Below are 24384 nucleotides of genomic sequence, written 5' to 3' on the forward strand. Positions count from 1 at the left end.
CCCTTTGGTGTGGTTACCGCCGGGTTCAGGAATCTGGTAAAGCCACGGTAAAGACAGGGCGGAAGCGCGTTAACGGATGGATTTTTCAGGATGAGCAATGAAAATACCGGCCTGCTTGCCGGTCCTGACGGTGTCGCGCGCTGCTTCTGGCATGGCAATCTGCCCGACTATCTGCATTACCACGACCACGAATGGGGCCGGCCGATGGCCGACGACCACAGGCTGTTCGAGAAGATCTGCCTAGAAGGCTTCCAGTCGGGCTTGTCGTGGCTGACCATTTTGCGCAAGCGGGAGAATTTTCGCGAGGCCTTCGCCGGCTTCGATTTCGACAAGGTCGCGGCCTTCACCGAACGGGATATCGAGCGCCTGCTCGGCAATGCCGGCATCATCCGCCATCGCGGCAAGATCGTCTCGACCATCAACAATGCCAAACGCGCCCGCGAGATGGTCGACGAGTTCGGCTCGCTGGCCGCCTGGTTCTGGAAGTTCGAACCCGGCAAGGAAGAGCGTCCCAAGATCGTCGACCTCGCCCATTTGCGCGCCAATCCGACCACCGCGGTCTCCGTGCGGATTTCGAAGGACCTGAAGAAGCGCGGCTGGACCTTCGTCGGCCCGACCACGGTCTACGCCTTCATGCAGGCCATGGGCCTGGTCAACGACCATCTCGAGGGGTGTGTGTGCCGCAAGGAGGTCGAGAAGGAACGGAAGGCTTTCAAACGGCCGAAATAGCGGCGGGCAGTTCAGGTGCCGTTGGCGCTGGTCAGGAACAGTCCGGCAACGATTGCCGCCACGGTGGCCACTGTCGGATAGATCACCAGCAGGCCGGTCACCAATGCGTCGCGCAGGGAAGACGCTTTGCCGGTATCGGCGGGTACATCGAACGGCCCGGCCGCCTGGCCAACCATCTTCGCCGCATGCGTGCTCGCCGGGCGCAGGCGCGCTGGCAATTCGCCGGCCTCGCTGTTGGCGTGGAATTTCGTTGCGCTGCTCATGTCCCGAACCCCTTGGTGTCGGTGCGCTATATCGGCCGCGATTGTGTCGGCACAATGCCGCGCTCATGGCGGCGTTGTTTCATTTTCGATGCGTATTGTTTCAGATACCGGCGCCTCTTGCCTTCTCCCCTTGTGGGAGAAGGTGGCCTCGCGAAGCGAGGTCGGATGAGCGGTGTTCCAGCTTGGCAATGACGGCGATCCGTCACGCACCCCTCAACCGTCTCGGCGCTCCGCGCCGATCCACGTTCTCCCACAACAAGGGGAGAAGGCAGAAGTGCCAACCCTTGCCGCACAAAGCTGCTTCGGCTAGGACACGCGCACTCGAAATAAGTCGTCATTTATCAGCAAAGACTCAATCCCATGGCCGACAAATCGGAAAAGACGAAAGCGCGGCTGCCGCGCGGTTTTGCCGACCGCAGCGCCGAGGACATCCGCGCCGTCGAGAAGATGATGGCGACGATCCGCTCGGTCTATGAGCTCTATGGCTTCGAGCCGGCCGACCAGCCGCTGATCGAATACACCGATGCGCTGGGCAAATTCCTGCCCGACCAGGACCGGCCGAACGAAGGTGTGTTCTCTTTTCAGGACGATGACGACCAGTGGCTGTCGCTGCGCTACGACCTGACCGCGCCGACGGCGCGTTTCGTCGCCGAGAATTTCGAACGCCTGCCCAAACCCTATCGCAGCTACCGCTCCGGCTGGGTGTTCCGCAACGAGAAGCCAGGCCCCGGCCGCTTCCGCCAATTCATGCAGTTCGACGCCGACACGATCGGCACGCCGGGCGTGGCGGCGGACGCGGAGATGGCGATGATGATGGCCGACGTCATGGAAGCGCTCGGCATCAAGCGCGGCGACTACGTCATTCGCGTCAACAACCGCAAGGTGCTGGACGGCGTGCTGGAGGCGATCGGACTTGGCGGTGACGAGAATGGCGGGCGCAGGCTGACGGTGCTGCGTGCGATAGACAAGCTAGACAAGCTCGGGCCGGAAGGCGTCCGTCTGCTTCTTGGCGCAGGGCGCTGGGACGGCGGTAAGGAAGGCGAGGGCGACTTCGCCAAAGGCGCCGGGCTGAATCACACGCAAGCCGAGGCCGTTCTTCTGGCGACCGCGCGCAATGCGCAGGCTGGCCAGGATGCCAGCGTCAGCGGAAACGCGGTCTACCAGGAGGGCGTAGGCGAACTCGCGACGATCGAAGCCCTGGTCAGGGCCGCCGGATATGCCGAGGACCGCATCGCCATGGATCGTTCCGTCGTGCGCGGCCTGGAATACTATACCGGTCCGGTCTTCGAGGCCGAGCTTCTGGCCGAAATCCCCAATGAGGACGGCCAGATCGTGCGCTTCGGCTCGGTCGGCGGTGGTGGGCGCTACGATGGCTTGGTTTCCCGCTTCCGTGGCGAACCGGTTCCGGCGACCGGCTTTTCCATTGGTGTCTCCAGGCTGATGACGGCGCTGAAGAACCTCGGCAAGCTCGACAGCGCCGATGTGATCGCGCCGGTTGTCGTGCTGGTCATGGACAGGGACACGGAAAGCCTCGGCCGCTACCAGAAGATGGTCTCGCAATTGCGCGCCGCCGGCATCCGCTCCGAAATGTATCTCGGCGGCGCCGGCATGAAGGCGCAGCTCAAATATGCCGACCGGCGCGGTTGTCCCGTCGCCATCATCCAGGGCGGCGACGAACGCGCCAAGGGTGAGTTGCAGATCAAGGACCTGATCGAAGGCGCCCGCATGTCGGCGGAGATCACCGACAATGCCGAATGGCGCGCCGCGCGGCCGGCGCAGGTGACGGTGGCGGAAAACGAACTGGTCGCCGAGGTCAAGAAGATTTTGGCGGCGCAAGCCGCCGATCGCGGGAAGGGTGGCGCTTGAGCGCCCCCCTCTGTCCTGCCGGACATCTCCCCCGTAAGGGGGGAGATTGGCAGCTTCAAGTGCGGAGTCCTTTCTGCAACGCCGACGGTTGGCGAAGGCATGCGCGACATCCGATCTCCCCCCTTGCGGGGGAGATGTCCGGCAGGACAGAGGGGGGTGCCTCGCGCACATCCTGTCCATGACCTCCCGCTACCCCGCCATATCAACCGACATCACCACGCTGTTCGCCACGCGCAACGCGCATGCGGTGGAAGTCGCGGTGCTGCAGCCGGCCGATCCGTTCCTCGACATGGCCGGCGAGGATCTGCGCCGCCGCATTTTCCTGACCGAGAGCGAGACCGGGCAGACGCTCTGCCTGCGGCCCGAATTCACCATCCCCGTCTGCCTCGATCACATTGCCAGCCAGGCCGGCACGCCGCGCCGCTACTCCTATCTGGGCGAAGTGTTTCGCCAGCGCCGCGAAGGCGGCAACGAGTTCTTCCAGGCCGGTATCGAGGATCTCGGCGACCGCGACACGGCTGAAGCCGATGCCCGCTCGGTGGCCGACGCGCACGCGCTGCTGTCGCTGGTGCTGCCCGACCAGTCGCTGGCGGTCACGCTTGGCGACCAGGGCATCTTCGAGGCGGTGTTGGCGGCACTCGGCCTGCCGCGCGGCTGGCGCATGCGGCTGGCCCGCGCCTTCGGCTCGGCGCCGATGCTGGAGTCGGCACTCGCCGATCTCGCCAACCCGCCGCGCAACGGCCAGCTCTCCGGTCCCGTCGCGGCGCTTGTCCTCGACGGCGATCTGGACGGTCTTTCCCAGCACATTGCCAGCGGCATGGAGAAGGCCGGCCTGTCGGCATCCGCCGGGCGCGCGCCTTCGGACATTGCGCGGCGGCTGATCGAGAAGGCCGAATTGCGCAGCGTGCGGCTGTCGAACGAGGCCTTCGCGGCGCTGAAAAGTTTTCTGGCGATCAATGTGCCGCTCGATGGCGCGGCGCAGGCGCTGGATTCTTTCGCCGCCGGCGCCGGACTTTCGCTGGGTGTGGCGCTGGAAAAATTCTCGGCCCGCGCCAAGGCAATCGAGGCGCATGGCTTGCCCTCGGGAAAAATCCGCTACGACGCCGCTTTCGGCCGTCCGCTCGATTACTACACCGGTGTCGTCTTCGAAATCGCGGCCGCCAATGGCGAGCGTCCCCTGGCCGGTGGCGGGCGTTATGACAGGTTGCTGACGCTGCTCGGCGCCAAGACCGCGATCCCCGGTGTCGGCTTCTCGGTGTGGCTCGACCGCATCGAGGCGTTGCGGGAGACGGCACCATGATCACGCTGGCGATCCCGTCGAAGGGCAGGCTCAAGGAGCAGGCGCTGGAGGTGCTCGCCAAGGCTGGCCTCGCCGTCAGCCTGCCCGGCGACGAGCGCAAATATCACGCCCGCGTCGAGGGCATGGACAATGTCGAAGTGGTCTTCCTGTCGGCCTCCGAAATATCGGGCGAAATAGGCCAGGGCGCGGTCGATCTCGGCATCACCGGCGAGGATCTGGTGCGGGAAAATCTCGCCGACTGGGAAGCGCGGGCCGAGATCGTCGCCCGCCTCGGCTTCGGCCATGCCGATGTCGTGGTCGCGGTGCCCGAGATCTGGCTCGATGTCGATACCATGACCGATCTCGACGACGTTGCAGCCGATTTCCGCCAGCGCCATGGTCGGCGACTCAGGATCGCCACCAAATACTGGCGGCTGACGCAGCAGTTCTTTTCGCTCAAGCACGGCATCCAGGTCTATCGCATCGTCGAGAGCCTCGGCGCGACCGAAGGTGCGCCGGCGGCCGGCCTTGCCGACGTTATCGTCGACATCACCAGCACGGGCTCGACGCTGCGCGCCAACCATCTCAAGGTTCTGGGCGATGGCATCGTGCTGGAGTCGCAGGCCTGCCTTGTGGCCTCGAGGAAGACACGTGCAGCCGCCGACGAAGCGGTCTTGCGCGACATCGTCGCGAAAATGGCGGCCGCGGTCGCATAGCGGTCTTTTCAGGGAAGAGGCTCCAGTACCATCGACGGGATTTCCACCATCCCGGCAGGCTGATAGGTTCGGCCAGTCTTGGAGGAGACAGCGATGCCGGTCAATCTCGACGAGTTGAAGAACGCCACCAATCTGCGCGGACGCGGCGCGCGCGCCGACGGCGTCTTTATCGCGCCCGTGGACGGCAGGGCACATGTCTCGGGCGATCGCGGCGTGCCGCTGCTCGACAAAACGATCCCTGAGCTTTTCTCCGACACCGTCAGCAAATACGGCACGCTCGATGCCGCCGTCTTCGTCGGCCAGGACAAGCGCTTCACCTGGGGCGAACTGTCGGACACGGTGGATGCGCTGGCCGCCGGCTTCCTGGCGCTCGGCCTCCACAAGGGCGACCGCGTCGGCATCTGGTCGCCCAACCGCTGGGAATGGCTGGTGACGCAGTTCGCCACCGCCCGCATCGGCCTGATCCTGGTCAACATCAATCCGGCCTATCGGCTGACCGAACTAGAATATGCCCTCAACAAGGTCGGCTGCAAGGCCCTGGTCACCGCGGCCAGCTTCAAGACCTCGGACTATCTCGGCATGATAGAGACGCTGGCGCCGGAGATCGCCACGGCGATCCCGGGCAAGCTGAAGGCCAGGAAGCTGCCGACGCTCAGGATCGTCATCCGCATGGGCGAGGAGAATTCGGCAGGCATGTTCAATTTCGGCGATGTGTTGGCAATGGCCGGCCGCGACGAGCATGACAGCCTCGACCGCATTTCCGAGCGATTGAAGCCGGGCGATGCGATCAACATCCAGTTCACGTCAGGCACGACAGGCGCTCCCAAGGGCGCGACGCTCACCCATCTGAACATCGTCAACAACGGCAATTTCGTCACCTCGGCCATCAAGCTCACCGTCGACGACCGCCTCTGCATTCCTGTGCCGCTCTATCATTGCTTCGGCATGTCGATGGGCACGATGGGTTGCGTGTCGAAGGGCGCGACCATGGTTTTTCCGTGCGAAGGCTTCGATCCCGGCCTGACGCTGAAAGCCGTGGCGCAGGAGCGCTGCACCGGCCTCTACGGCGTGCCGACCATGTTCGTCGGCATGCTCGATCATCCGGACTTTTCGTCCTTCGATCTCTCCAGCCTGCGTACCGGCATCATGGCCGGTTCGCCGTGCCCGATCGAGGTGATGAAGAAGGTGGTGTCGCTGATGCATATGGCGCAAGTGACCATCGCTTACGGCATGACCGAGACCAGTCCGGTCTCGTTCCAGAGCAGCGTTGACGATCCGTTGGAAAAGCGCGTCTCGACGGTCGGGCGCATCCACCCGCATGTCGAGGTCAAGGCGATCGACGCCGATGGCGCCACCGTTGCGGTCGGCGCGCCGGGCGAGCTTTGCACGCGCGGTTATTCGGTGATGAAGGGCTACTGGGACGACGACGAAAAGACCCGCGAGGCGATCGACAGCGACGGCTGGATGCACACCGGCGACCTCGCCACCATCGACGCCGAGGGCTATTGCAACATTGTCGGCCGCGTCAAGGACATGGTCATCCGCGGCGGCGAGAACGTCTATCCGCGCGAGGTCGAGGAATTCCTCTACCGTCATCCCAAAGTGCGGGAAGTGCAGGTCTTCGGCATCCCGGACGCCAAATATGGCGAGGAGCTGTGCGCCTGGATCGTGCTCAAGCCCGACCAGGTGGCCACCGAACAGGAGATCAAGGCCTTCTGCGCCGGCCAGATCGCCCACTACAAGGTGCCGCGCCACATCCGCTTCCGCACCGAATTGCCGATGACGGTGACCGGCAAGCCGCAGAAATTCCTGATGCGTCAGGCGATGGTCGAGGAACTCGGGCTGGTGACGCAGAAAACGGCGTGAGGCCGGATCAGCCGCGTCGCACCAGCGCGCTGATGCTGTCGAGCAGCGACCGCTGGTCGCCGACCCAGAACCAGTGATCGTCGCCATCGACCTCCATGAACCGCGCGCCGGGAATCCTGGACGCGAGAAACCGCCCGGCCTCGATGCGCACGGCGCGGTCGCCGGAACGGTGGAGGATCATCGTCGGGGCGGAGACTTTTGCCAGAAGATTACGGACATCGGCGTCCCGTAGTGCATCGAGCAGGCCCGCGACCGCACCCGGGCTGGAGGCTGCCCTGAGCAATCCGGCCCACCAGGTCCTCGCCTGACGGTCGCCAGTGAGGCTCGGGGCGAAGGTTTCGATTTCCGCCGGGCCACCCCAGCCCGCGAGCAGGCGTTGCTTCCACAGGTCATACTGCGCGGCGGTCAAGGCGTAGGGATAGTGGGCGCGCGGCTGCCTTTCGCGAGCGTCCCCCACAGGACAAGGCCTGTCAGCCGATCGGGATGCTTCACCGCGAAACGGATGGAGCCCGGCCCACCCTCCGATGCGCCGACCAGCAAGGCCCGGCGGCTGCCGGCTGCGTTCATGACCGCCAGAATGTCGTCCGCCGTCGCCTCGACAGTGGGGCGGGCGCCGACGCGGTCTGAAAGCCCCGTGCCGCGCCGGTCGAAGAGGATCAGGCGACCCAGGCGCGAAACCGCGGTCAGCCAGGCGCGGCAGCCCGGGTCTTCCCAGATACGCTCGACATGCGAAATGAAGCCGGGAACAAGCACGATGTCTGTCGGGCCGCTACCGACGATCTGGTACGCGATGTGGGTGCCGTCGACCGCGACATAGCGCGTTCTGGGCACATCCAAGGTGCTGTCCTGGGTTGGCTCGCGCAGCATGGCAAGCGTGGCGGGGTCCGGCGCTACGCCGAGCTCGTCCCGCAAGAGCCGGATGCATGTCTCGATCTGGCGCTCCGCCGCCGCCCTGTCGCCTGCCGCCAGGTGGGCACGGACCAGATGGCGGTGCGCGCTTTCGCTCAAGGGGTCGAGTGCCGCCAGCCGTGTCGCATGGACGACCGCGCTGCGCGGCTCACCGCCGGCGATCTTGGCTTCGACGAGCCGCTCCAGCGCCTGCACCAGCCGGCCGCGCAAGGTCTCTCGCCGGAAGAAGACCCATTCCTCGAATTCCGGACAGTCCGGCAGCGAGAAGCCGGCGAGATAATCGTCTCTATGGATGTCGACTGCCTCGTCGAGAGAGCCGGAATTGCAGGCATGCTCGAAAACCCTGCTGTCGATCTCGGCGGACAAGGCTGGGTGCAGGCTCAGCGAGACGCCTGCGGCGGCGATGATCTCACTGCCGAATGCGAGGCGGATTTTATAGATTGTCCGCCGAAGGCGGGCGCGTGCGGCCTGCTCGTCGGCTTCTGGCCACAAAAGCGTGGCGACGACCTCGCGCGCCACCGGCCCGCTGGCCTCGGCGAGATAGATGACAAGGGCTGCCGCCTTGCGCAAGGCGAGTTCCACCCGCCGGCCGTTCGAACGGAACTCCGGAAAACCCAGAAATCGGAATTCCAATCGCTCCATCGATCCGACCACGGCCCATGCAGGGACGTCGAGGGGACGCCGGCCTTCTATCCATCCCACGACATCGGGCCGATCGAGCCCGGTCATGAGACTCCCTTGGAGCGAGAAATGTCACTGGTCAATACTCCCACCCACCATTGCACGTCCGGGCCTGTTGCCGGCGGTGGCACCCCTGCCGGTGCCGCCAGCACACGGCTAGGAGGCTGAAACATGTGCCAATCCTGTCTCTCCTGGTACGCGCGCTGCATTGCTCCCTACCTCGTCCACGCCGGCTGTTCGGCCGGCGCTTTCGCGCATATGCGAAGGCGCCTGATCCCGCGGGCAGGGGGCGTTGTCGTCGAGGTCGGTTTCGGGTCCGGCCTGAACCTTCCCTATTACGACGCCGCCAGGGTGAAGCACTTGGTCGGCATCGATCCCGATGGCACGATGCTGGGCCTGGCCGAACCGAAGAGCCGTTCCTTGCCATTCGATGTCGACTGTATCCGGGCCAGCGGTGAAAGACTGCCCTTGACCGACAGCTTCGCCGACACGGTCGTCGTCACCTATGCCTTCTGCACCATCCCGGACCCCGAAGCGGCGCTGACCGAGATCCGGCGCATCCTGAAGCCCACGGGCCGGCTGATCTTCATCGAGCACGGCCAGGCCGAAGGGCCGCGTTGCCGCAAATGGCAGGAGCGTCTGAACCGGCCATGGGGCCGGCTCGCCGGCGGCTGCCACCTCAACCGCGATCCATTGCACCTGATCCGGGCGGCGGGCTTCCACGTCGTCGAAGCGGAGCGCGAGCGGTTCCGGCTACCCTTCTGGCAGTTGGGAAGTCACCATGCCGGCATCGCGATACCTCTGACGGGTTGACGCGCGTTCGCCCGCCGCTATCGCCGCCCGCCGCGTACATCCGCCGGCCTCGGCGCCGAACCCGGCTCCTGCACCAGCGGCCCGAGCAGCACTTCGCCGAACAGCGGCTGGTAGCTCCGGCGCACGGCCGGGTCCTCCTTGAAAGACAGCGCATATTGGCCGATCTGGTGGAAATAGGTGATGCGGGCCCTGACCAGGCTCTCGTCCTCGGGATAACCCATGGCGCGGAAGGAGCGGATCAGGAGCTCGATGCGCAGGTCGTCGATTTCCTTGACCTCCTGCGCCAGCTTTTTCGAGGTTCGCGACCAGTCGCGCACGGCGAGGTCGAGCAGGGGGCTGAACGGTGCCTCGTCGACCCAGACATGGACGATGTCGGTGAAGAACTGCAGGCCGTCTATGTCATGCATCTCGCGCATCGCCCAGAAGGGCTGGCAATTGATGTCGCGCCATTCCTGCAGCAGGCCGTCGCGAAGGTCGGCCAGGCTGGTGAAGTGGAAATAGAAGCTGCCGCGCGTCACCTTGAACTGCTTCGCCAGGCGGTCGATCTTGACCTCGCCGATGCCGTGCTTCTCCAGCACCTTGCGCGCTGCTGATATCCAGGCCTCGCGGCTCAGCGTCTGCCGCGCCGCCTTCCCGGGCGCGGCGGCTTTGGGCGGTCTCTTGCCTCTGCCAGGGGCGCTGTCCGATTTCATTCGATCAAGACCTTCATCGCACGCGCAACGCCCGCAAATCCGTTCGCCGGCTCCGATGCGCTTCGCGACTCATCAAGTGTCCATCTATCGCGGAAGGCGCTACTCAGGGCAATGCGCTTATCCGCTCCAGCATCAGTTCGAAGAACGGCGCCGGATCGATGCGCCGCAAGACGTTGCAGTTTTTGCGGCGTCCGGTCACATGCCACCAGTCGACGACCGTCATGCCGATCGTCTCCGGCGAGACGATGTCGACCGTCACCGCGCACTGGCGTTGTTCATAGAGCTGCGGCGCCAGGAGATAGCCGGTCACGCAGGCATCGTGGATGGGGCGCGCCGGCGTCTCGAATTTATGGGTGCCGTATTGGCGGTAGAAGTCGGCCAGGTTGGCGGCCTCGATCGCGGCGCGGCTTCCAGTGGCGCGCAGGCGGTCCAGCCATTCGGGCGTCATCAGCGCGGTGTAGGTGCAGTCTATGCCCGCCATGGTCACCGGCGCGCCGCTGTCGAACACCTTGTGCGCGGCATGCGGGTCGACGAAGATGTTGAACTCGGCGGCCGGCGTGGCGTTGCCGCCCTGGAAGAAGCCGCCGCCCATCAGCACCACTTCGCGCAGGCGCGGCACGATCCTCGGCTCCATGGTCATGGCCATGGCGAGATTGGTCATCGGCCCAAGCGTGCAGACGGTCAATTCGCCTTCCGGAGCGTCCATGATGGTGCGCACCATATAGTTGACCGCGTGTTCGCCCTGCAGCGGCGTCACCGGTTCGGGAAGATCGGCGCCGTCGAGGCCGGTTTCGCCGTGGACATATTCGGCGGTAATCAGCTTGCGCACCATCGGTGCCGGGCATCCGGCATGGACCGGCACGTCCGGCCGCCCGGCGAGTTCGACGACCTTCAGCGCGTTCTTCGAGGTCAAGGCAAGCGGCACGTTGCCGCCGACGGTGGTGATGCCGACCACCTCGAGTTCATCAGGCGACCCCAGCGCGAAGAGGATGGCGAACGCGTCGTCCTGGCCCGGATCGGTGTCGATGATGATCTTGCGTGGTGCCATGATGCCGCGTCCTTCGTTTTGCGATCGAAAGCCTATTGATGAGGCCGTTCGGATGTGTAGAAATACAGTACTGTATCTTATGTTCAAGACAGGGTTTTCGAAAATGGATGCACAAGAGCGCGGCGAGTTTTCCGAAATTCCGATCCTCGACGTCTCGGCACTCTATGGCGACGACGAAGGCGCGATCCAGGCAACGGCAGCGACACTGCGCCGTTATCTCGAGACGATCGGCTTCCTTTATGTCACCGGCCATCCCATTCCGCGCGCCGATGTCGAAGCGGTCCGAGAAGCCTCCAAGCGTTTCTTCGCCTTGCCCGAGGAGGAAAAGGCGAAGCTGAAGATCGACAAGAATTTCCGCGGCTTCTTGCCCTTTGCCGGTTCGACCATCGTGACCTCGTCCGTAGCGACCGTCAGCAAGCCGAACCAGAGCGAATCGATCTTCTTCATGCACGAGGTCGGCGCCGACGATCCCCGGGCCTTGGCCGACAAGCCGCTGCAAGGCCCCAACCAGTGGCCGGACGAGGCCGCCCTTGCCGGCTTCAGGGAGACGATCGAGCGCTATGTCCAGGAGATGGGCACGCTCGCCCGCAAGATGGTGCGTGCCATCGCGCTCTCGCTCGGGCTGCCCTCCGACAGCCTCGACCGCTATTTCGAGCAGCCGACGACTTTCCTGCGGTTGCTGCACTATCCGACGCAGCCGCAGGAAGAGGGCCTCTTCGGCTCGGCCCCACACACCGACTATGGCTTCATCACCCTTTTGGCGCAGGACAATGTCGGCGGCCTCGAGGTGAAGAACAAGGCCGGCGACTGGGTTCCCGCGCCCCCGGTCCCGGATTCATTCGTCATGAATGTCGGCGACATCCTGGCGCGCTGGTCGAACGACCAGTTCGTCTCGACGCCGCACCGCGTCATCAACCGCTCCGGACGCGAGCGCTATTCGCAGCCCTTCTTCTTCGATCCTTCGATGGACGAGACGATCGCCGCACTTTCGGTCTGTGTGCCGGCCGGCACACAGCCGAAATACGAGCCGGTGCTCTATGGCGATTACCTGATGGAGCGCATCGACAAGAATTATCACTACCGCAAGAAGAAGGCGGCCGAAGCAGCCGCTTCTTAAGGAATGCCGAGCCCGTGCCGGCCACCGGCGCGGGCTCTGCTGGAAAGACTGCAAACAAGGACAAGAAAGGGAACAGCAATGAACAGATATCTGCGAATGACCAGTATTGCGCTGGCGATCTCCGCCACCGTCTGGGGCGGGGTTTCCAAAGCCGCCGACGTGCCGAAATCGGCTGAGGTGAAAGGGAGCGGAACGCTTGCCGTCGCCAACACGCTGGACTTCGCGCCGTTCGAATATCTCGACGCCGACGGCAAGCAGACCGGCATCATCATCGAACTCGCCGGCGAGGTGGCCAAGCTCGTCGACGCCAAGCTCGATATCCAGCGCACGCCGTTCCCGTCGATGATCCCCGGCCTCGCGGCCGGCCGCTTCAAGATTGCCTGGGAGACCTTCTCGGCCACGCCGGAGCGCCTGAAGCAGGTCGATTTCGTCATGTTCCTGAAGGCGGGCCTGGCCGTCTCGACGTCGCCGGACAAGAAGGCGAGCTTCAGTGGCGACACGCCGCTTTGTGGCAAGCGCATCGGCGTCTCGGCCGGCAGCGCCTCGGACTTTCTGGTCGACAAGCTCGGCAAGGAGTGCACCGACAAAGGCCAGAAGGCCATCGAGAAGTCGGTCTTCAACTCCTCCACCGATATCGTCCAGGCCGTGCTTTCGGACCGCGTCGACGCGCGTATGGACGATGCCACCGCATCGAGCTATTTCGAGGTTACGAGCAAGGGCCAGCTGGTGGTCCTGCCGACGCTTTACGAGGTCGCGCCGCTCGGCATGGCGATCGCCAAGGACGACAAGGAGACCGCCGACATGATGGTGGCGGCACTTGCCGAGCTGTTCAGGAACGGCAGGTACAAGACTATCCTGGAGAAGTACGGCATGGGTGCCTACGCGATCAAGGAGCCCTACTTCGTCGGCTCCATGGACGCGCTTCGCGCCGAATAGGGACTATCCGGCGCCTGATGGTTCATCAGGCGTCGGCCCGCAACCTGGAGATATCCGATGGGCGTGGCCCACCCGACCGAGATCGGCATCGAGCCGGGCGCCGCCGCCGCCGTGTCGCGGTTGACCGTCGTGCCGCAGCGCCGCTATGGCATCTGGATCGGCACGGCGTTCGCCCTGCTGCTGGCCTTCCTGATCATTCGCGCCTTCGCCAGCAACCCGGCCTTTGCCTGGGGCACGGCCGCCGGCTACCTGTTCCATCCCTCGATCATGCGCGGTCTTGGCAACACACTGATGCTCACCGTCATCATCATGGTGCTGGCGATCGTGGTCGGCACCGTCATCGCCATCATGCGGGTGTCGCCGAGCCCGGTGCTGCGCGCCTTTTCCGGCGTCTATGTCTGGTTCTTCCGGGGTGTCCCGGCCCTGATCCAGCTGATCTTCTGGTTCAACCTGTCGCTGCTGGTGCGCGAAATCTCGCTGACGCTGCCTTTCCTGGGCACGCTGTTTTCCGTGCGCACCAATGATTTCATGACCCCGTTCTTCTCTGCCGTGGTGGCGCTTTCGCTGTGCGAGGCCGGCTATATGGCCGAGATCATCCGCGCCGGCATCAAGTCGGTGCCGTCCGGCCAGTCGGAGGCGGCGAGCGCGCTCGGCATGCCATACCGCATGATCCTGAAGCGCATCACCTTGCCGCAAGCCATGCGCTTCGTGCTGCCACCGACCGGCAATGAGGCGATCAACCTCCTGAAGATGACTTCACTGGTGACGTTCATCGCCGTCGATGATCTGTTCTATACCGCCCAGAGCATCTACGCGCGTACCTTCGAAACCATCCCGCTGCTGATCGTGGTGGCCTTCTGGTATCTCGCGGTGGTCAGCATCATGTCGGTGGGGCAGCATTTCCTGGAGCGCCATTTCGGCCGCAGCGATATCCGCCGCGATCCCCTGACGATGCGCGCCCTGCGCAACGCCATCAGCCTGCGCGGCGTTGCCCGATGAGCGATGTGAAGTCCGAAAATCGTGCCCGCTTCGGCGTGCCGGCCAACTCCATGGTGTTCGCGCGCGGCGTGCGCAAAACCTATGGCCAGCTTGAAGTTCTCAAAGGCGTCGACCTCGATGTACCGGAGGGGTCGGTCGCCTGCATCATCGGCCCGTCGGGGTCCGGCAAGAGCACGTTCCTGCGCTGCATCAATCATCTCGAAAAGCTCAGCGGCGGCATCCTGCTCGTCGATAGCCAGTTCGTCGGCTACGACCTCCAGGGCGACAAGCTCTATGAGGTGAAGGACGACCTCCTGTGCCAACGGCGGGCCGAGATCGGCATGCTGTTCCAGTCGTTCAACCTGTTCTCGCACATGACGGTGATGGAGAACCTGATCGAGGCGCCGACGCAGGTGCGGCGCACCCCGCTGGACCAGGCGAGGGCCGAGGCGGAGGTGCTGCTGCGGCGTGTCGGCCTCGCCGACAAGGTCGACCGCTATCCGCGCGAACTGTCCGGCGGTCAGCAGCAGCGTGTCGCGATCGCGCGCGCCATGGCGATGAAACCCAAGGTGCTGCTCTTCGACGAGCCGACTTCGGCGCTCGATCCGGAACTTGTCGGCGAGGTCCTGCAGGTGATGCGCGACCTTGCCGAGAGCGGCATGACGATGGTCGTCGTCACCCACGAGATCGGTTTTGCCCGCGAGATCGGCGACCAGCTCGTCTTCATGGACGGCGGTGTCATCGTCGAACGCGGCGCGCCGCGCGAGATGATCGCCAATCCGACTTCGCCGCGCACCCGCGAGTTCCTGTCGCGGGTGCTGTAGCGGCTGCCAGTTCTCAAGCGGCCAGCAGTGGCGTGCCCAAACCCCGGATAATCTTCGCCAGTTCGACGCATTCGCCGTGCCGCGCGTTGTTGCGTCGCCAGGCAAGGCAGATCATGCGCTGCGGCATCGGCTCCTGGAACGGCACGATCTTGAGGTCGGGAATGGTGCCGGCCGGCCCCGCCGCCATTTCGGGGATGAGTGTGACGCCGAGCCCGTGCGCCACCATCTGCAAGAGCGTGGTCAGGCTGGTGGCGCCATAGCTTGCCATCGCCACCGGCCGTACATTGCCGCAGACGGCGAGCGCCTGTTCGCGCAGGCAATGGCCTTCTTCCAGCAGCATTAGTCTTTCCAGCGCCGGGCTCTCGGGTGGAACCGGCGGCGAGGCAAAGGCCGGATCGCCTGATGGCACGGCCAGGAAGAACCGGTCGGGAAACAGCGCTTCGGTGATCAGTCCGGGATGGTCGAGCGGAAGCGCGGCGATGAAGGCGTCGAGTTTTCGCGATGCGGCGTCCTCGACCAGGGAGGTGGTGACCGCCTCGCGCAGTTCGAGCAGCAGGGCCGGGAAATGCTTCTTCAGTTCGGGCAGGGCGCGCGGCAGAAGATAGGGCGCGACGGTCGGGATGATGCCCAGCCGGAAGCGTCCCTCCATGGCCGTGCGACCACGCCGGGCCGTCGTTTCCACGTCACGTATGTCAGCCAGGATGCGCTCGATACGCGGCAACAGAGCGATCGCGTCGTCCGTCATGCGCACCGACTTGCCACCGCGTTCGAACAGCCGGCAGTTCAGCCGTTGCTCCATTTCGGCGATCTGGGAGGACAGCGCCGGCTGGCTGACACCGGCAAGTTTCGCCGCACGTCCGAAATGCAGCGTCTGCGCCAGCGCGTCGAAATAATGCATCTGGCGAACTGTCAATCCGATCATGCAGTCAAGCCTGTCATAAGGAAATCCTATCGAAATAAACAGGAAAGGCAATTTGTTTTTATCGTCAGTGTGGCCTAGTCTGGAACGGTTCCAGATTGGCGCGGGCCGCTGGCCGCCCCCAAAATCTTGGCAAAAATCAACCTCGGCAAAATCAAACCTCGGCAAAATTGGAGTGAGAGATGGACGCGAAAACCGACGACAACAGCGCGGGCAAATGCCCTGTCGCGCATGGATCCGCCGGCCGGACCAACCGTGACTGGTGGCCGAACCAGCTTGACCTCGGCGTTCTCCACCAGCAGTCGAACCTGTCGGACCCGATGGGCGAGGACTTCGACTATGCCAAGGAATTCGCAAGCCTCGATCTCGATGCGGTCATCAAGGACCTGCACCATGTGATGACGGACTCCCAGGACTGGTGGCCGGCTGACTTCGGCCATTACGGGCCGCTGTTCATCCGCATGGCCTGGCACAGCGCCGGCACCTACCGCATCGGCGACGGCCGTGGCGGCGCCGGAGCGGGCCAGCAGCGTTTCGCGCCGCTCAACAGCTGGCCTGACAACGCCAATCTCGACAAGGCGCGCCGCCTGCTTTGGCCGGTCAAGCAGAAATATGGCCGCAAGATTTCCTGGGCCGACCTGTTGATCCTCACCGGCAACGTCGCGCTGGAATCGATGGGCTTCAAGACCTTCGGCTTCGCCGGCGGCCGCGCCGACGTCTGGGAGCCCGAGCAGGACGTGGACTGGGGTTCGGAGACCAAGTGGCTCGGCGACGAGCGCTATTCGGGCGACCGCGAGCTTCGCGGCCATCTCGGCGCCGTGCAGATGGGTCTGATCTACGTCAATCCGGAAGGGCCGAACGGCAAGCCCGATCCGCTGGCCTCGGCCCGCGATATCCGTGAAACCTTCGCTCGCATGGCGATGAACGACGAGGAAACCGTGGCGCTGATCGCCGGCGGTCACACTTTCGGCAAGACCCATGGCGCCGGCGATGCCTCGCTGGTCGGCGCCGAGCCGGAAGGCGCCGGCATCGAGGCGCAGGGCCTCGGCTGGTCGAGCAAGTATGCGTCGGGCATTGCCGGCGATGCCATCACTTCGGGCCTGGAAGTCACCTGGACCACGACGCCGACCAAGTGGAGCAACAACTTCTTCGACAACTTGTTCAACTATGAATGGGAATTGACGAAGAGTCCCGCAGGCGCCCATCAGTGGACGCCGAAGGGTGGCGCCGGCGCCGGCACGGTGCCGGATGCGCACAACCCCTCGAAGCATCGCGCGCCGGCCATGCTGACCACCGACCTCGCGCTGCGGGCCGACCCGGCCTATGAGAAGATCTCGCGGCGTTTCCACCAGCATCCGGACCAGTTCGCCGATGCCTTCGCCCGCGCCTGGTTCAAGCTGACCCACCGCGACATGGGTCCGGTCGTGCGTTATCTCGGCCCGTTGGTGCCGAAGGAAGAGCTGATCTGGCAGGACCCCATCCCTGCGATCGACCATGAACTGGTCAGCGACCAGGACATCGCATCGCTGAAGGCCAAGATCCTGGGCTCCGGCCTGTCGGTTTCCGAACTGGTCTCGACGGCCTGGGCCTCGGCTTCGACCTTCCGCAATTCCGACAAGCGCGGCGGCGCCAACGGCGCCCGCATCCGGCTGGCACCGCAGAAGGACTGGGACGTCAATCAGCCGGCCGAACTGGCGAAGGTGCTTGCCAAGCTCGAAGGCATTCAGAAGGAGTTCAACGCTGGCGGCAAGAAGGTCTCGCTCGCCGACCTGATCGTGCTCGGTGGTGTCGCCGCTGTCGAGAAGGCTTTGAAGGATGGTGGCAATGATGTGAAGGTGCCATTCACACCGGGTCGCATGGACGCCTCGCAGGAACAGACAGATGTTGCTTCCTTTGCCGCGCTCGAACCAAAAGTCGACGGCTTCCGCAACTATGTCAGGGGCAAGCAGCCCATGTCGGTCGAAGCCATGCTGGTCGACCGGGCACAGTTGCTGGGCCTGACGGCACCGGAGCTGACGGTGCTTGTCGGCGGCCTGCGGGTGCTCGGCGCCAACACCGGCCAGTCAAAGCACGGCGTGTTCACCGACAGGCCGGGCACGCTGACCAACGACTTCTTCGTCAACCTGCTCAGCATGAGCACCGTCTGGGATCCGGCCGCCGGCTCCGAGCCAGGTTCGGAAGAGGTCTACGAGGCGCGCGACCGCAAGACCAAGGCAGTCCGGTGGACCGGCACCCGTGCCGACCTGATCTTCGGCTCGCATGCGCAGTTGCGGGCGCTGGCCGAGGTCTACGGGTCGGCGGACGCCGGGCAGAAATTCGCCCGGGATTTCGTTGCGGCATGGACCAAGGTGATGAACGCCGACCGCTTTGATATCGCCGCCTGATCCGAGCTTAAGAACGTACGAAAAAGGCGCGGGCCACGGCCCGCGCCTTTTTCATCCTGGCTCCGGAAATCAATCCTTCTCGAAGACGCGCGCCTTGGCGACGACGCCGGCAATGGCGCCACCGATTAGCGGCGCGACGATGAACAGCCACAGCTGGCTGAGTGCGGCACCGCCGGTAAACAGCGCCGGGCCGATCGAACGCGCCGGATTGACCGACGTGCCGGTGACCGGGATCATGGCGAAGTGAATGCCCGCCAGCGTCAGGCCGATGACCAGACCGGCAAAAGCCGTCGAGTGCTTCTCAGCGGTAACGCCAAGGATCACCGTGACGAAGGTGAAGGTGCCGATCAACTCCCACAGGAACGCCGAGCTCATGCCCCACTTCGTCTCGTCCCAGCCATTGGCGCCGAAGCCGCCGGTGTGGCCGCCCGTCTGGCCGGAAACGATGATCCACAGCGCCAGCGAAGCGATGATGGCGCCGATGATCTGCGCGATCCAGTAAGGGATGACGTCCTTAGCCGGCAGCCGGCCGGCAAGGAACACGCCGAGCGTCACCGCCGGGTTGAGATGCGCGCCCGAAATCGGGCCGATTGCATAGGCCGCCGCGATGAGGCCGATGCCGAATGCCAGGCCGATGCCCTCCTGGCCAAGCGGCAGCGCGCCGCCGAAGCCGCCCGTCACCACGGACGCCGTACCGATGAACACCAACAGAAATGTGCCTAGAACTTCCGCCAGATAAGTCTTCATTGCCCTCTCCTCGTGACGATCCGCCGGTCCACGTTTTCCGCGCCGCGAATCATGGCGGCAAGAGTATTCCCAACCGAAAAACTTGGAAAGCAGAGCTGTAGCGCCACGCACCAACCTTGCGGACGCCAATTATGAACATTAGAAGTCTTGCATCTACTGGTCTGCCTGCCGCCAGCCGCCGCGAAGATTTACTGATCGGACAGGTTTGCCGACCATGGCCAGCTTGCGCTCGCGGCGAGACCGAGCGGGGTTCAATCCGGACGTGAAAGGCTCTAAGAGCAGGCCGAGATAATGTGCTCGATTTGATGGAATGACGAATGCGACTGGGCGGACGGCTGGCTGCGGCCATCGAAGTGCTGGAGGACATTGGCCGGCGTCACCGGCCGGTGGCCGACGCGCTGAAGGACTGGGGCCTGTCACATCGCTTCGCCGGCGGTGGTGATCGCGCCGCGATCGGCAACATCGTCTACGACGCGCTGCGCCACAAGCGCTCCGCCGGCTGGTTGCTGGGCGAAGACACGCCGCGTGCCATCGGCTTCGGGGCGCTGCTGCTCGAATGGAGCCAGACGGGGCAGTCGCTCAACGCCACGCTCGAAGGCGACAAGTTCGCGCCGCCGCTGCTCAGCGCCACGGAACTCCAGGCAATCGCGGAACGCCGGCTTGCCGACGCGCCGCCCGCGGTTCGCGCCGACATACCCGATTGGTGCGAACCGCTTTTCGAGCGGGCCTTTGGCGAGACATGGGTCGAGGAGGGCGCCGCGCTCGCCACACGCCCGCCGCTCGACATCCGGGTCAACACGCTTCAGGCTGATCGCGCCAAGGTCTTGGCCGAACTGGAGCAGACCGGTGCCAGCGCCGCAAGGATCGCACCCCACGGTATCCGCATTCCCCCGATCGACGGTGACGGCCGACACCCGAACGTGCAGGCCGAGCCGGCCTTCCAGAAAGGTTGGTTCGAGGTCCAGGACGAGGGGTCGCAGATTGCGGCAGCACTTGCCAGCGCGACGGCCGGCATGCAGGTGCTCGATTTCTGCGCCGGCGCCGGCGGTAAGACGCTGGCGCTGTCGGCTGCGATGGACAATCACGGTCAGATCTTCGCCCACGATGCCGAAAAGGCGCGGCTGGCGCCGATCTTCGACCGCATCCGCCGCTCTGAAAACCGCAATGTGCAGGTCGTCACCAAGCCGTCCGAGCTTGCTCCGCTCGGCCACCACATGGACATCGTGCTGGTCGATGCCCCCTGCACTGGCAGCGGTACCTGGCGGCGCCGTCCCGACGCCAAATGGCGGCTGACGCAGAGACAGCTCGACGCCCGCAAGAGCGAGCAGGCGACGATCCTCGATGCCGCCAAGGTGTATGTCAAACCCGGCGGCCTGCTGGTCTATATCACCTGCTCGGTGTTCGACGAGGAGAACGGCCAACAGGTTGCAGCGTTTCGTGAGCGCAGCAGCGGCTTTGCCCCGGTCGATCACCGCGTTCTCTGGGACGGCCGTTTTCCGGGCCACCAAACAGCGGCGCGGATCGGCGCTGGCGGAGATATTTCCCTCTCGCCGGCGCTGAGCGGCACTGATGGGTTCTATTTCTGCGCGCTGCGCCGGACCATCTGAGCCCGCCGGATCCCCCGTCGGTTCGCGGCCACTCGGACGGTGACGGCCGACGAGACGATTGTTGCAGTGCAGCAATTGAGATTGCCTGCCGCCGATCCCTCTGCAATAAGCTTTGCCGGACAAACGAAGGCAACGGCGATGGCAGCGAAGATCGTACCGGCTCCAGACTATGAGGATCGCGTCAGGGCGTCCTTCGCGCGCCAGCAGGCGATGGCGACGATCGGCGCCGAACTGACATTGGTGACGCCCGGCATCATCGAGATCGAGATGCCCTATTCAGCGGCGCTGACCCAGCAGCATGGCTTCCTGCATGCAGGCGTCATTTCGACGGCGCTGGACTCGGCTTGCGGCTATGCGGCGTTCTCGCTCATGCCGGAGAATTCCGGCGTTCTGACCATCGAGTTCAAGGTCAACCTTCTGGCGCCGGGCCGCGGCGAGCGCTTTCTGTTCCGCGGTTCGGTGACCAAACCCGGCCGCACCATCATCGTTGCCGACGGCCAGGCCTATGCCTTCGCCGCCGACGGCGAGGCCAAGCTGATCGCCACCATGACCGGGACGATGATGACGGTGGTTGGTCGCGACGGCATAGCAGGATGATCCGATGAGCAACATCGTGCGCATTGGCGGCAAGGATGTCCTCTTCGTCATGGCGGCGCAGGCCGAATATGGCCCGTATCTGCAGCGGCTGTTTACCCCGCTGATGACGGGCGTCGGCCCGGTCGAAGCCGGCGTACGGCTGGGCGCCGAGCTCTCCTGGTTGAAATCCGAGAAGGCATTGCCGGACCTCGTCGTATCGCTCGGCTCGGCCGGCAGCCGGACCCTCGAGCAGGCAGAAATCTACCAGGCCATCTCGGTGAGCTATCGTGACATCGATGCCTCGCCGCTGGGCTTCGAAAAAGGCGCGACGCCGTTTCTCGACCTGCCGGTGACTGTGCCGCTGCCGTTGCGCATTCCCGAAATCAAGGAGGCGACGCTGTCGACCGGCGGCGCCATCATCACCGGCGCGGCCTACGACACGATTGAGGCCGACATGGTCGACATGGAGACCTTCGCCTGCTTGCGTGCCTGTCAGCTTTTCGACATTCCGATCATCGGGCTGCGCGGCATCTCCGACGGCGCGGCCGATCTCAGGCACGTCGGCGACTGGACCGAGTATCTGCACGTCATCGACGAAAAGCTGGCCGACGCCGTCATACGCCTCGAACGGGCGATCGGTTCGGGCCTGCTCCGGCCGGAATCACCCCGTGACGAGGCGATACCTCTCTGAAACTCAGGCGACGCAACCCATTGCGCCGACTCGTTTCTTTCTCTAAAGGCTCGCCATGACGACAGCCAATCACACCGACACCGTCCTGATTGTCGATTTCGGCAGCCAGTTTACCCAGCTCATCGCCCGCCGCATCCGCGAGGCCGGCGTGTTTTCCGAGATCGTGCCGTTCCAGTCGGCCGAGGCGGCGTTCAAGCGCATCAATCCGAAAGCGGTGATCCTGTCCGGCGGCCCCGCCTCGACATCGGATATCGGTAGCCCGCGCGCGCCACAGATCGTCTTCGACGCCGGTGTGCCGGTGCTGGGCATCTGCTACGGCCAGATGGCCATGTGCGTGCAGATGGGCGGCGTCGCCGAAAGTTCCAACCATCGCGAATTCGGCCGCGCCTTCGTCGAGATCGAAAAGGACAGCCCGCTGTTCGAGAGCCTGTGGGCCACTGGCCAGCGCCATCAGGTGTGGATGAGCCATGGCGACCGCGTCATCGCCCTGCCGCCGGGCTTCGAGGTATTCGGCAAATCGGAAAGCTCGCCCTTCGCCATCTTCGGCAATGTCGAGCGCAGGATGTACGGCATCATGTTCCACCCGGAGGTGGTGCACACGCCCGACGGCGCCCGGCTGCTCCGGAATTTCGTTCACAACATCGCCGGCATCGAAGGCGACTGGACGATGCGCGCCTACCGCGAACACGCGGTCGAGGCGATCCGCAAGCAGGTCGGCAAGGGCAAGGTCATCTGTGCGCTGTCCGGCGGCGTGGATTCCTCGGTCGCCGCCCTTCTGATCCATGAGGCGATCGGCGACCAACTCACCTGCATCCTCGTCGACCATGGCCTGATGCGCAAGGATGAGGCCGCCGGTGTGGTGGCGATGTTCCGCCAGCACTACAATCTGCCGCTGATCCTTGTCGATGCTTCGGAAAAATTCATTTCGGCACTCGAGGGTGAATCGGATCCGGAAAAGAAGCGCAAGACCATCGGCCGGTTGTTCATCGAAGTGTTCGAGGACGAGGCGAAGAAGCTCGGCGGCGCCGATTTCCTGGCACAAGGCACGCTCTATCCCGACGTCATCGAGAGCGTCTCCTTTACCGGCGGCCCGTCGGTGACGATCAAGTCGCACCACAATGTCGGCGGTCTGCCCGAGCGCATGAACATGCAACTGGTCGAGCCGTTGCGCGAGCTGTTCAAGGACGAGGTGAGGGCGCTGGGTAAGGAGCTCGGCCTACCCGAAAGCTTCATCGGCCGCCATCCCTTCCCAGGTCCTGGCCTCGCCATCCGCTGTCCTGGCGGCATAACGCGCGAAAAGCTGGAGATCCTGCGCGAGGCCGACGCCATCTATCTCGACGAGATCCGCAAGGCCGGCCTCTATGACGCGATCTGGCAGGCCTTTGCCGTGCTGTTGCCGGTGCAGACCGTCGGCGTCATGGGCGACGGCCGCACCTACGAATTCGTTTGTGCGCTGCGCGCCGTCACTTCGGTCGACGGCATGACGGCTGATTTCTACCACTACGACATGGCCTTCCTGGGTGCCGCCGCCACGCGCATCATCAACGAAGTGCGCGGCATCAACCGCGTGGTTTATGATGTCACCTCGAAGCCGCCTGGGACGATCGAGTGGGAGTAGGGGAAACGCGGCAATAGCAGAGGTTCAGCTGCCCTCTCGACCCTCCATTTTTCATTCGCGCCAGATGTCTTCGATAGCTTTCTGCGTTCCTTCCGGACCGTTGGTTGTCTGACACGTCGTTGCTTCGGAAGTAAATCCCGTTCAGGCCGACAGAGGGTTTTGGCGTACAACGGCGTGCAAATAGGCTTGTCGAACGGACCCGAACCAAGGGCTGCCGACCGATCCGGACCTTCTGGCCAACCGGGTCGCCATGGTGGCGGCCGAAGAGGGCTGGTGCGAGGCCTACACCGTCGCAAGCTTCAGGACGTGGTACCTGGAAGACATGGAACTGGGCAGCCGCGCCCATCTGGGCCATATGCTGGCTCCCCTCGGCCGAGGACGTCGATGATGTGATTGCCAAGGCTGACGGCGCCCGCGCCCATGAGCGTCTCAAGGCGGAGACGGACGCGGCTTGCAGCTATGACATTTTTGGCTCCCCGGCCTTCGTCGATGGCGAAACATTCTGGGGGGACGATCGGCTGGAAGAGGGGCTTGCCTGGGCCGCTGGGCGACACGAACTGCAAACGTTGAATCATGACGAAAAGGACTAACTACACCACGCCTTTGGTGGAAGCCATGCGCTGATCGCCGGTCGGGATTCTGTATTAGTGATTACTAATTTGCATCAATTTCTTGGTAACATTGCCAAATAGACCGTCGCTGAGCTATGCAACTCGACAAACGCGAGGCGCGCAGCGAGCTCGACCTCGCAGAGTCCATACAGGCTGTTCTCCGATCGACGATGTGGAAAGGATGATATGGCCGGCACGCGGACGGTCAGCTGCTGAATGTCTGGTATGCACCCAATGCACGAACCCGCTGCGCGGGAGGGCCGCCTCCTTCTGAGATGGCGTGCATGTCATAGGCCTTGAGCGGGTAGAGGCGTCGATCTGACCATGGAGTTCCCTTCAACGAGAGGAACTCGCCATGGCTACCCCATCGACCGATGCACCTATTAGCCCGCTTCGCCAGCGCATGCAGCACGACATGCTGATGCGGGGCCTGGGCCCGCATACCCAGCAGGATTACGTTCGTCACGTCCGGCGCTTCGCCGCGTTCCTCGGCCGCTCGCCCGATGCGGCGTCG

21 protein-coding genes and 1 pseudogene are annotated in these 24384 nt (G+C 64.3%); 16 read left to right on the plus strand and 6 right to left on the minus strand.

The genetic code is table 11. The features are described 5' to 3' along the window. Positions 1–90 precede the first annotated feature (90 nt). Positions 91–729 carry a DNA-3-methyladenine glycosylase I gene (locus tag LB543_RS21145; protein ID WP_224615421.1) on the plus strand — a complete coding sequence of 213 codons (639 nt, stop codon included), beginning with the start codon at positions 91–93 and terminating at the stop codon, positions 727–729. Between the two features lie 11 nt (positions 730–740). Here the strand turns inward: LB543_RS21145 and LB543_RS21150 are convergent, their stop codons facing one another. Then, positions 741–992: a hypothetical protein gene (locus LB543_RS21150; RefSeq protein ID WP_224615422.1), complete on the minus strand. Its 252-nt coding sequence runs from the start codon at positions 990–992 to the stop codon at positions 741–743. Positions 993–1352: 360 nt separating this feature from the next. On the opposite strand from LB543_RS21150, the gene hisS reads away from it, so the two are divergent. From hisS to LB543_RS21170, 4 genes are all read left to right on the plus strand, one after another. Next, positions 1353–2858 (plus strand): histidine--tRNA ligase, encoded by a 1506-nt coding sequence (gene hisS / locus LB543_RS21155; RefSeq protein ID WP_224615423.1) that lies wholly within the window; start codon positions 1353–1355, stop codon positions 2856–2858. A 178-nt stretch (positions 2859–3036) separates the two neighbouring features. After that, positions 3037–4158 carry an ATP phosphoribosyltransferase regulatory subunit gene (locus tag LB543_RS21160; RefSeq protein WP_140756672.1) on the plus strand — a complete coding sequence of 374 codons (1122 nt, stop codon included), beginning with the start codon at positions 3037–3039 and terminating at the stop codon, positions 4156–4158. Further along, a complete protein-coding gene (hisG, locus tag LB543_RS21165) occupies positions 4155–4853 on the plus strand; it encodes an ATP phosphoribosyltransferase (protein ID WP_140756674.1) in 699 nt (232 codons plus the stop codon). The genes LB543_RS21160 and hisG overlap by 4 nt, the downstream gene beginning before the upstream one ends. Before the next feature lie 93 nt (positions 4854–4946). Beyond that, the gene (locus LB543_RS21170; protein ID WP_140756677.1) at positions 4947–6719 is read left to right on the plus strand and encodes an AMP-binding protein; all 1773 of its coding nucleotides are present in this window, start codon (positions 4947–4949) and stop codon (positions 6717–6719) included. 7 nt (positions 6720–6726) lie between these two features. Here LB543_RS21170 and LB543_RS21175 read toward each other — a convergent pair. Then, positions 6727–8270 (minus strand): annotated as a pseudogene (locus LB543_RS21175) (alpha/beta fold hydrolase). Positions 8271–8480: 210 nt separating this feature from the next. On the opposite strand from LB543_RS21175, the gene LB543_RS21180 reads away from it, so the two are divergent. After that, the gene (locus tag LB543_RS21180; RefSeq protein ID WP_224615424.1) at positions 8481–9122 is read left to right on the plus strand and encodes a class I SAM-dependent methyltransferase; all 642 of its coding nucleotides are present in this window, start codon (positions 8481–8483) and stop codon (positions 9120–9122) included. Positions 9123–9139: 17 nt separating this feature from the next. Here LB543_RS21180 and LB543_RS21185 read toward each other — a convergent pair whose 3' ends face one another. Together LB543_RS21185 and LB543_RS21190 are read right to left on the minus strand one after the other, a co-directional pair. After that, entirely contained in the window at positions 9140–9814 is a 675-nt protein-coding gene (locus LB543_RS21185; protein WP_224615425.1) for a TetR/AcrR family transcriptional regulator, read from the minus strand. Between the two features lie 103 nt (positions 9815–9917). Further along, positions 9918–10862, minus strand: a complete 945-nt coding sequence (locus tag LB543_RS21190) for a nucleoside hydrolase (protein WP_224615426.1) — start codon at positions 10860–10862, stop codon at positions 9918–9920. A 103-nt stretch (positions 10863–10965) separates the two neighbouring features. Here LB543_RS21190 and LB543_RS21195 point away from each other — a divergent pair, with 103 nt between their 5' ends. The 4 genes from LB543_RS21195 (at position 10966) to LB543_RS21210 (ending at position 14717) form a co-directional block, all read left to right on the plus strand. Next, the gene (locus LB543_RS21195) at positions 10966–11979 is read left to right on the plus strand and encodes an isopenicillin N synthase family dioxygenase (RefSeq protein WP_224615427.1); all 1014 of its coding nucleotides are present in this window, start codon (positions 10966–10968) and stop codon (positions 11977–11979) included. Between the two features lie 78 nt (positions 11980–12057). Continuing rightward, positions 12058–12915, plus strand: coding sequence for an ABC transporter substrate-binding protein (locus LB543_RS21200; protein ID WP_224615428.1), 858 nt, complete (start codon positions 12058–12060; stop codon positions 12913–12915). Between the two features lie 57 nt (positions 12916–12972). Then, positions 12973–13914, plus strand: coding sequence for an amino acid ABC transporter permease (locus LB543_RS21205; protein WP_224615429.1), 942 nt, complete (start codon positions 12973–12975; stop codon positions 13912–13914). Between the two features lie 50 nt (positions 13915–13964). Then, entirely contained in the window at positions 13965–14717 is a 753-nt protein-coding gene (locus tag LB543_RS21210) for an amino acid ABC transporter ATP-binding protein (RefSeq protein ID WP_224615439.1), read from the plus strand. Positions 14718–14730: 13 nt separating this feature from the next. Here LB543_RS21210 and LB543_RS21215 read toward each other — a convergent pair whose 3' ends face one another. Continuing rightward, complete coding sequence (locus LB543_RS21215; RefSeq protein WP_224615430.1) at positions 14731–15639, minus strand: hydrogen peroxide-inducible genes activator; 909 nt, start codon at positions 15637–15639, stop codon at positions 14731–14733. A gap of 179 nt (positions 15640–15818) precedes the next feature. Here LB543_RS21215 and katG point away from each other — a divergent pair, with 179 nt between their 5' ends. Next, entirely contained in the window at positions 15819–18020 is a 2202-nt protein-coding gene (gene katG / locus LB543_RS21220; protein ID WP_224615431.1) for a catalase/peroxidase HPI, read from the plus strand. A 69-nt stretch (positions 18021–18089) separates the two neighbouring features. Here the strand turns inward: katG and LB543_RS21225 are convergent, their stop codons facing one another. After that, a complete protein-coding gene (locus tag LB543_RS21225; RefSeq protein WP_135861795.1) occupies positions 18090–18767 on the minus strand; it encodes an MIP family channel protein in 678 nt (225 codons plus the stop codon). Positions 18768–19084: 317 nt separating this feature from the next. On the opposite strand from LB543_RS21225, the gene LB543_RS21230 reads away from it, so the two are divergent. The 5 genes from LB543_RS21230 to LB543_RS21250 all read left to right on the plus strand — a co-directional run bounded on the left by LB543_RS21230 (position 19085) and on the right by LB543_RS21250 (position 23849). Then, positions 19085–20374: an RsmB/NOP family class I SAM-dependent RNA methyltransferase gene (locus LB543_RS21230; RefSeq protein ID WP_224615432.1), complete on the plus strand. Its 1290-nt coding sequence runs from the start codon at positions 19085–19087 to the stop codon at positions 20372–20374. Positions 20375–20512: 138 nt separating this feature from the next. After that, complete coding sequence (locus tag LB543_RS21235) at positions 20513–20971, plus strand: PaaI family thioesterase (protein ID WP_023686843.1); 459 nt, start codon at positions 20513–20515, stop codon at positions 20969–20971. Between the two features lie 4 nt (positions 20972–20975). Then, positions 20976–21641, plus strand: a complete 666-nt coding sequence (locus tag LB543_RS21240) for a 5'-methylthioadenosine/S-adenosylhomocysteine nucleosidase (protein ID WP_224615433.1) — start codon at positions 20976–20978, stop codon at positions 21639–21641. Between the two features lie 55 nt (positions 21642–21696). After that, positions 21697–23259, plus strand: coding sequence for a glutamine-hydrolyzing GMP synthase (gene guaA / locus LB543_RS21245; RefSeq protein WP_224615434.1), 1563 nt, complete (start codon positions 21697–21699; stop codon positions 23257–23259). A gap of 389 nt (positions 23260–23648) precedes the next feature. After that, the gene (locus tag LB543_RS21250; RefSeq protein ID WP_224615435.1) at positions 23649–23849 is read left to right on the plus strand and encodes a hypothetical protein; all 201 of its coding nucleotides are present in this window, start codon (positions 23649–23651) and stop codon (positions 23847–23849) included. Positions 23850–24384 lie beyond the last annotated feature (535 nt).

The sequence above is a fragment of the Mesorhizobium sp. ESP7-2 genome, assembly GCF_020164715.1.
Taxonomy (GTDB): Bacteria; Pseudomonadota; Alphaproteobacteria; order Rhizobiales; family Rhizobiaceae; genus Mesorhizobium.

Bases quoted from the DNA above. Each gene is read 5' to 3' on its own strand.
- LB543_RS21230 (WP_224615432.1), top strand. From the start codon at position 19,085: ATGCGACTGGGCGGACGGCTGGCTGCGGCCATCGAAGTGCTGGAGGAC.
- LB543_RS21225 (WP_135861795.1), bottom strand. From the start codon at position 18,767: ATGAAGACTTATCTGGCGGAAGTTCTAGGCACATTTCTGTTGGTGTTC.
- LB543_RS21170 (WP_140756677.1), top strand. From the start codon at position 4,947: ATGCCGGTCAATCTCGACGAGTTGAAGAACGCCACCAATCTGCGCGGA.
- LB543_RS21190 (WP_224615426.1), bottom strand. From the start codon at position 10,862: ATGGCACCACGCAAGATCATCATCGACACCGATCCGGGCCAGGACGAC.
- LB543_RS21160 (WP_140756672.1), top strand. From the start codon at position 3,037: ATGACCTCCCGCTACCCCGCCATATCAACCGACATCACCACGCTGTTC.
- LB543_RS21210 (WP_224615439.1), top strand. From the start codon at position 13,965: ATGGTGTTCGCGCGCGGCGTGCGCAAAACCTATGGCCAGCTTGAAGTT.
- LB543_RS21235 (WP_023686843.1), top strand. From the start codon at position 20,513: ATGGCAGCGAAGATCGTACCGGCTCCAGACTATGAGGATCGCGTCAGG.
- LB543_RS21205 (WP_224615429.1), top strand. From the start codon at position 12,973: ATGGGCGTGGCCCACCCGACCGAGATCGGCATCGAGCCGGGCGCCGCC.
- hisG (WP_140756674.1), top strand. From the start codon at position 4,155: ATGATCACGCTGGCGATCCCGTCGAAGGGCAGGCTCAAGGAGCAGGCG.
- guaA (WP_224615434.1), top strand. From the start codon at position 21,697: ATGACGACAGCCAATCACACCGACACCGTCCTGATTGTCGATTTCGGC.
- LB543_RS21200 (WP_224615428.1), top strand. From the start codon at position 12,058: ATGAACAGATATCTGCGAATGACCAGTATTGCGCTGGCGATCTCCGCC.
- LB543_RS21150 (WP_224615422.1), bottom strand. From the start codon at position 992: ATGAGCAGCGCAACGAAATTCCACGCCAACAGCGAGGCCGGCGAATTG.
- katG (WP_224615431.1), top strand. From the start codon at position 15,819: ATGGACGCGAAAACCGACGACAACAGCGCGGGCAAATGCCCTGTCGCG.
- LB543_RS21215 (WP_224615430.1), bottom strand. From the start codon at position 15,639: ATGATCGGATTGACAGTTCGCCAGATGCATTATTTCGACGCGCTGGCG.
- LB543_RS21180 (WP_224615424.1), top strand. From the start codon at position 8,481: ATGTGCCAATCCTGTCTCTCCTGGTACGCGCGCTGCATTGCTCCCTAC.
- hisS (WP_224615423.1), top strand. From the start codon at position 1,353: ATGGCCGACAAATCGGAAAAGACGAAAGCGCGGCTGCCGCGCGGTTTT.
- LB543_RS21240 (WP_224615433.1), top strand. From the start codon at position 20,976: ATGAGCAACATCGTGCGCATTGGCGGCAAGGATGTCCTCTTCGTCATG.
- LB543_RS21185 (WP_224615425.1), bottom strand. From the start codon at position 9,814: ATGAAATCGGACAGCGCCCCTGGCAGAGGCAAGAGACCGCCCAAAGCC.
- LB543_RS21145 (WP_224615421.1), top strand. From the start codon at position 91: ATGAGCAATGAAAATACCGGCCTGCTTGCCGGTCCTGACGGTGTCGCG.
- LB543_RS21195 (WP_224615427.1), top strand. From the start codon at position 10,966: ATGGATGCACAAGAGCGCGGCGAGTTTTCCGAAATTCCGATCCTCGAC.